Source organism: Streptomyces sp. NPDC002054, assembly GCF_040296685.1.
In the GTDB taxonomy this organism is placed as follows: domain Bacteria; phylum Actinomycetota; class Actinomycetes; order Streptomycetales; family Streptomycetaceae; genus Streptomyces.
Genome location: NZ_JBEOXT010000025.1, coordinates 129,120 through 135,550, shown reverse-complemented (window position 1 = coordinate 135,550; position 6,431 = coordinate 129,120). Strand labels below are relative to the sequence as shown.

Annotated in this window: 7 protein-coding genes; 3 read left to right on the top strand and 4 right to left on the bottom strand. The window is 66.5% G+C overall.

What is annotated here, in order from left to right:
• Positions 1-101 precede the first annotated feature (101 nt).
• Both ABT123_RS23080 and ABT123_RS23075 read right to left on the bottom strand, forming a co-directional pair.
• Positions 102-233, bottom strand: a complete 132-nt coding sequence (locus tag ABT123_RS23080; protein WP_008740613.1) for a hypothetical protein — start codon at positions 231-233, stop codon at positions 102-104.
• 169 nt (positions 234-402) lie between these two features.
• Positions 403-630 (bottom strand): hypothetical protein, encoded by a 228-nt coding sequence (locus ABT123_RS23075; protein WP_351317752.1) that lies wholly within the window; start codon positions 628-630, stop codon positions 403-405.
• Between the two features lie 241 nt (positions 631-871).
• Here ABT123_RS23075 and ABT123_RS23070 point away from each other — a divergent pair, with 241 nt between their 5' ends.
• On the top strand, positions 872-2,179 hold the full coding sequence (locus tag ABT123_RS23070; RefSeq protein WP_351317751.1) for a helix-turn-helix domain-containing protein: 1,308 nt from the start codon (positions 872-874) through the stop codon (positions 2,177-2,179).
• On the top strand, positions 2,176-2,985 hold the full coding sequence (locus ABT123_RS23065) for a class I SAM-dependent methyltransferase (RefSeq protein ID WP_351317749.1): 810 nt from the start codon (positions 2,176-2,178) through the stop codon (positions 2,983-2,985). Before ABT123_RS23070 ends, ABT123_RS23065 begins: the two co-directional genes overlap by 4 nt.
• Positions 2,986-3,020: 35 nt before the next feature.
• On the opposite strand, the gene ABT123_RS23060 is transcribed toward ABT123_RS23065, so the two are convergent.
• A complete protein-coding gene (locus ABT123_RS23060) occupies positions 3,021-3,473 on the bottom strand; it encodes a hypothetical protein (protein WP_351317747.1) in 453 nt (150 codons plus the stop codon).
• Positions 3,474-3,563: 90 nt separating this feature from the next.
• On the opposite strand from ABT123_RS23060, the gene ABT123_RS23055 reads away from it, so the two are divergent.
• A complete protein-coding gene (locus ABT123_RS23055) occupies positions 3,564-4,682 on the top strand; it encodes a DUF4062 domain-containing protein (RefSeq protein WP_351317745.1) in 1,119 nt (372 codons plus the stop codon).
• A 457-nt stretch (positions 4,683-5,139) separates the two neighbouring features.
• Here ABT123_RS23055 and ABT123_RS23050 read toward each other — a convergent pair whose 3' ends face one another.
• Positions 5,140-6,342 (bottom strand): IS110 family RNA-guided transposase, encoded by a 1,203-nt coding sequence (locus ABT123_RS23050; protein WP_502971024.1) that lies wholly within the window; start codon positions 6,340-6,342, stop codon positions 5,140-5,142.
• Positions 6,343-6,431 lie beyond the last annotated feature (89 nt).

Below are 6,431 nucleotides of genomic sequence, written 5' to 3'. Positions count from 1 at the left end.
AACGTCCTGTGGGCCATGATCCGCGACGGAGCGTGCTACCAAGCCGCACCACCGGTCACGGCGCGAGCTTGACAATGTCATTGGGAAGTCTCCTCGGTCGATCAGGTGTCATTCATGTCCGACTTGCCGCCGGTGTTGTCCGAGGCTTCCTCGGCACGCGAGCGGGCCGCCGCGATGCGGCGAACGCCGATCAGCAGGCCACTGTTCTGCTCGGTGGGGGCGTTCTCGTTCATTCCGTACTCCTTCTTGATCTCGATGGATCCCGCCGGGGTCCCGGAGGGAAATCTGTGAGTCAGCTCCCGGGGCTTCCGGCTACGGCCAGGGTGACCACCAGGACGCTGACGGCGACGACGTACACGAGGACGGCGAGCTGCTGACGCCAACCCCAGGGGGCGCGTGCGGTCAGCCGCGTTCCAGGCTGGAAGGGTCCTCAACAACCCACTCCACCCCACCGCCCTCCGGCCGGACGAAGACGGCGTTCTGCATGACGACTCGGGACTTGGGGTCCTCGAATTCGCCGATGAACTGCACGATGCCGGTGCAGCCCCTCAGCGGGTCGTGGATGTGGGTGCCCTCGCTGACCCAGCCGGGCACGGTCTGACGCTGACGAATACGGCTCTGGGTGGGCACTGCGCCTCTCCTCGGTCTCGGTCGGGCAACTGCACTCCGGCGACGCAGCGGGCCGCGGGTGTGACGTTGCGGACGGTCCTACGACCCGCTGCGAGGGGGAGGCCGCCTCTCCGGGCGGCTGAGACCAGTCAACTCCGCTGGCCAAGACCCCAACAGGGCATTCCACTAGGCACGTTGTAGGCACTCAGAAGGCAGATTCCGGCTACGATTTCGGCGCCCGGCTCGACCAGAGGACGGCGGGATGATGGCGAACGAAGCTCTTCGCAGACACAGAAACTCCCAGCGATGGACTCAGACCCAGGTCGCGGAGCGCGTGTGCGCTCAGGTTCAGGCAGCCACCGGGCGCGATCCGGAGCTTGATGCGAACTGGGTCTCCCGCCTTGAGCGAGGAGCCATCACGTGGCCTTCCGGTGACTACCGGGCCGCCTTGTGCGCGGTGTTCCAGGTCGTCAGCGAAGAGGAACTGGGCCTGTACCCGAAGGGGTCCGCCGCACCGGACGAAAGGCCGGCCGAAGAGGCTCCGTCTGATGATGTCCGATCCCTGGCCGCCGACACGGAGCTGTCAGCCCGGCTGGCTCGCCACGCGGCGGAGACCAACGTCAACGCGCTCGTACTGGAGCAGTTCGACGCTGACGTCGAACGACTCGCCCGGGACTTCGTCAGCCGGCCTTTGCCTCTCCTGATCCCGGAGATTCGCACGGCTCGGGGTGCGGTGTTCCGGTTGCTGGAGGGCCGCCAGCACCCCAGCCAGACCCGTCACCTCTACGTGGTTGCGGGGTGGTTATCCGGTCTCGCGGCGCATGTTTCGCTTGACCTGGGGGACCGCTCCGCCGCAGCTACTCATGCCCGCACGGTGGTGCAGTGCGCGGAGATCTCGGAGCACTCCCCGTTACGCGCATGGGCACGGTCGTTCCAGTCACTGGCCGCCTACTGGGCGGGGGACTACCGGCGGGCGGGAGACCTTGCACAGGCCGGGCATAGCGAGGGTCGAGGTCCCGGCGCGGGCACGATCAAGGCCCGGCTACTGAGCTTGGAGGCCCGAGCCCGTGCGGCCGAAGGGGACAATCGCAGCGCACTGCGGGTACTCGCGTTGGCACATGAGGCACGGAGTACTGCGGGACCCGACGAGTTGCCCGGGGTCTTCTCGTTTCCCGAGGCCAAACAGTGGGCCTACGCCGGTACCACCCTGTTGGCCGTAGGGGGCGACGAGCAGACCCGGCACGCCATAGGCGCTTCCAATCGTGCCGTTGAGCTGTACCACGCCGGGCCAGAGGGCGACCGCTCCCCCGGCGATCTACAAGCCGCCCACCTGGACCTGGCCACGGCCTACCTTGCGAGCGGCCAGGTTGAGAGGGCCGGTGCGAAGCTCTCGGAGGTCTTCACCGCCGAGGTGTTCACGGCGAGCATCACCATCAGGCTCCGCAATCTAGCCGCGCTCCTCGGAAGCGAGCCGTACCGTGGCGCACAGTCGGCAGTCGATCTCCGCGCGCACATTCACGAGGTGACCGTCCGGCCCGCTCTCGCCAGCAACCCCACGGAGCCCCGATGACCGCCCAGCCCACGCCTGATCATTTGGTCACCGACCGCGGCCTTCTTTCCACCAAGGCGTACGGCACGGGTCAGCACCTGGCCGCCCGCCAATCCCTCTACCAATGGCAGACCCCCAGCCACGACCTTCCGGGCATCGTCGTGAACGAACTGGCCGACGTACGCGGTGCGGTCGCGGACGTGGGGTGCGGAAACGGGAAGTTCGTCGCCCGGGTGCGGGAGGACCGTCACGACCTGGTGGTGCTTCCCATGGACGTGTCTCACGGCATCCTCGATGCCATTCCGGGGGCCCTCGTCGCGGATGTCCAACAGCTCCCCATCACCACTGGAGCCCTTGGTGCGGTGCTTGCGCTCCACATGCTGTACCACGTCGAGGACCAGGCCCAGGCCGTGCGGGAGCTGGGCCGTGTACTCGCGCCCGGCGGAATCGCGATCGTCTCCACCAACAGCAGGACCGACAAGCTGGAACTGGAGCACCTTTGGCGCCAGGCCGCGGGCGATGTGCTGGGCATCCAGGAGGGCCCGGCCCGGGTGCAGTTGTCTGCTCGCTTCACCCTGGAGGACGCGCCGGCGATCCTCGGTACGGTGTTCGGCGAGATCCGGACGATCCCCCTTCCCGGGGTGATCGAGGTGACCGACGCTGAGCCCGTCGTCGCGCACTTGGCCTCATACGAAGCCTGGGCGGACAAGATGGGCGTTCCGTTCCGGGAGACGATCGAGCGCGCGCGGGAACGGGTCAACGAGACCATTCAGGAGCAGGGTTCTTTCCGCGTCACTTGTCTTGGTGGCATGCTCGTCTGCCGATGAGCCCTGCTGCCCCGTACCCCTTCGCGTCCCTGCCCTCAAGCGACAAGCAGGCACACGCAGAAGAGGGCCACGCCGTAGAGCGCAATAGCAACGTGCAGCATCACCCATAGGCGGTGCAGCCGGATGCGATGCAGTCGAGGAAATCTGCTGGTGTGCTCATCGCGCGCTTGCACAAGCCCCTCTTTGGGCCCCAGCGCTCCACGCTCCACCAGGTCGGCGGTCAATGCCCGTGCCTGAGAGAGGTGGTAGGAAGCTCGTTCGTAGTACTTGGATACGGCAACAGCTCCGTACACGCCCGTCAGCACGACGAAGATGCATAGAGGTACAACGTTGAGCGTGAACTTCTGCTGAACGATCAGAGCGCTCAGAGCGGCCGTGACGACGATGAGGAGGTTCGTCAGTGTGGAGCGTTGGGTCTCGCACTGTCGTAGTTGCTCGCGGTGCTCTTTCCAGTAGGTGCGTATTGCCTCGTCTGAAGCGTCGGGCATGGAGCAACTCCTCCCCATCATCGGCACACTAGACACACGAGCCAACCGCTCCGCCGTGAAGGCGAGCCGCAGCAGTGGAGACACCGTAGCGTGAAGATCTTCATTAGTAGCGCCCGCAAAGGTCTAGAGGATGAGCGTGACGCCCTCGATGGGTTGATTCGCGCGCTAGGTCATACTCCAGTGCGATTCGAGGACTTTTCTGCGCAGGCCACCCCAAGCCGGGAGGCGTGCCTACGGGCCCTGGAATCTGCGGATGTGTGCCTCTTCCTCCTTGGCCCCTTCTACGGCTACGTCTTCCCTGAGACAGGGCAATCGGCTACGCATGATGAATGGGTGGCCGCGCAGGCAGCGGGGAAGCCAAGTTTCGTCTACCGCAAGAACGAAGTGGTGTTCGAACCAGATCAGCATAGTTTCGTGCGAATCTTGGAGGCTTACGCCACTGGAAGGTTCCGCGACTCCTTCCACACCTCGACTGAACTGATGACCAAGGTTGCTCAGAAGGTAAGGGAGCTGGAGTCGGCCGGATCGCCGTTGGCCTTCGCCAAGCTTGACCAGCAACCTGCCGTGCGCTGGGCTTCGGATGGCCAGGCTTCACAGACCGTCACCAACCACGACTCCGCGCTGGAAGTACACGTCGTGCCGCTCGATTTCCCCGGCTACTCAGCGCGGGAGCTGGACCAACTGGGTGTGTCCCTGCTGGAACGAATCCGGGCGACACGGGTGATCGGGAGCGAGGTAGCGCTGAACCCGATCACGTCTGATGAGTACATGGCCGTCAGCCTTGCCGTCAGTCGATCACGGCCGTGGGACAAGCCCCAGCGGGGCGAACTGCTGGAGTGCCGTCTCTACAAGACCGGGCAGCTCTCCACCCAGGCTTCGTTGCCCCGAGACGGCTCTGGCGCGATCTTGGATCCCGATGGGTTGCCTCGGCAGATTGCTGACCTGTTGAGGTTTTCCGGGGCGCTCAATATTGTCCAGGCGGACCGCGTCGTACTGGCGGCCGGCGTGTCGAACGAGGCGCTCTTGAGCGTGGACACCTTTGACCCGACGCGGTCCCGTCAGATTTCGAGGCCCCTGGGCTTTGGACGTTCGGGTCGCCCGCTGCGGACCGAACCCGATGAGTCCGTCACTCTGGCAGCCCTTGGGGCTGGCGCTGCGGAGGTGGCTCCTCATTTGGCGCGGATGCTGATCTTGCAGGCCAGTAGGTAGCCCCGAACCGACCCAGTGGACCAGGTGTGGACCGCCCGAGCCGGAGTAGGCCCCTGAGGGCAGGTAAGGGCCAGGTCAGCCATAGGGGGGACGCTTCCCGCAGCACTCTCTTGAAAACCGTTGGCCGACAGGGTGGCGCCTAACCGGTGAGGGTCGTGCGGTGCGGTTGAACCGCTGTCGGCGGGTCGTGGGATCAATCCGGACGCGGTGGACGCCCGGTAGGGCTGACCCGTCCGGGCCCGGCGCGGGGTGCGGGCCGGGCCCGGCGGGTTTCAGCGGGGGGTGCCCCTATGTCTTTGGTCAAGGTGGTCGGGTGGCAGTGTGGCTGTCATGAGTGATGAAGTGCCTGTTCGAGAGTCGGCGAGAGCATGCGGCCGTGTGACTTCTGCGGTCATCCGGTCGTGATGGACTCGGTCGAGGAGCGGGGCTGCCCCGTGTGCGGCGAGGCCGCTGAGGATCAGCCGGCTGCGGCTGGCCGGGGTTCGTAGAAGGTTCCGTCGCGGAGCATGGCGAAGAGGACGTCGGCCCGGCGTCTGGCGAGGCAGAGCAGGGCCTGGGTGTGGTGCTTGCCCTGGGCGATCTTCTTGTCGTAGTAGGTCCGCGATGCGGGGTCGGCCAGGGCGGCGAACGCGGAGAGGAAGAAGGCCCGTTTGAGCTGCTTGTTTCCCCGTCTGGAGGGTTGTTCGCCGCGGATCGATGAGCCCGAGCTCCGGGTGGCGGGGGCGAGACCGGCGTAGGCGGCGAGGTGGCCGGCGGTCGGGAAGGTGCTGCCGTCGCCGACCTCGATCAGGATGCGGGCTCCGGTCCTGACGCCGATGCCCGGCATCGACGTCAGGACCTTCGAAAGAGGGTGGGCGTCCAGGAGTTCTTCGATCCGTCCGGCCAGGAGTTTGCGCTGGTCAAGGACGGCGGTCAGGGATCCGGCCAGGCTTGGGACGATGAGGGCGGCGGCCTCGGTCCCCGGGACGGTCACGGTCTGTTCGTCCAACGCGGCGAAGATGTCCTCGACCAGACGCTCGGCCATCCGCGGCGCCTTCGGCCGCAGCAGCGTGACCAGCCGCCGTCTGCCGGCCTTGCGTATCTGTGCCGGTGACCCGAACCGCTCCAGCAGGGCCAGGACGGCCGGGTGCTGCAACCGCGGCCCCAGCACCCGTTCCAGTGACGGATGGATCTGGGTCAGCAGGCCGTGCAGGCGGTTCGCGACCCTGGTGGCTTCGCCGGCCAGGTCGTCGTCGAAGCCGACGATCATCTCCAGCTCGGCGATCGTCTCGTCCTCGCCGTCGATTGCGCGCAGCGTGTGGGGCATCGCGCGGGCGGCGTCCGCGATGATGAACGCGTCCTTCGCGTCGGTCTTGGCCTCGCCGGGGTAGAGGTCGGCGATCCGCCGCATCGTCAGGCCCGGCAGGTAGGCGACCGGGCAGCCCATGTCCCGGGCGACGGCCAGCGGCAGGGCACCGATCGAGGCAGGCTGGTCGACCACGACCAGCACCGTTCCGTGCTTGGCCTGCAGCTTGGCGAACAGCTCGCGGAGCTTGGGTTCGGTGTTGGGCAGGCGCTTGTCGAAAGCCTTCTTGCCGGCCGGGGTGACGGCGGTGGCATGGTGTTCGCCCTTGCCCACGTCCAGGCCGAGGAAGACGTCGATGTCGCCGGTGTCGATCACGTGCAGACCCCTCCATCACGCTTTCGTCCGGCCTTGCCTCGGCACCGAGCTGCCACATCCACGTTACGGAGAGCTCTTCCGGCCTGGGT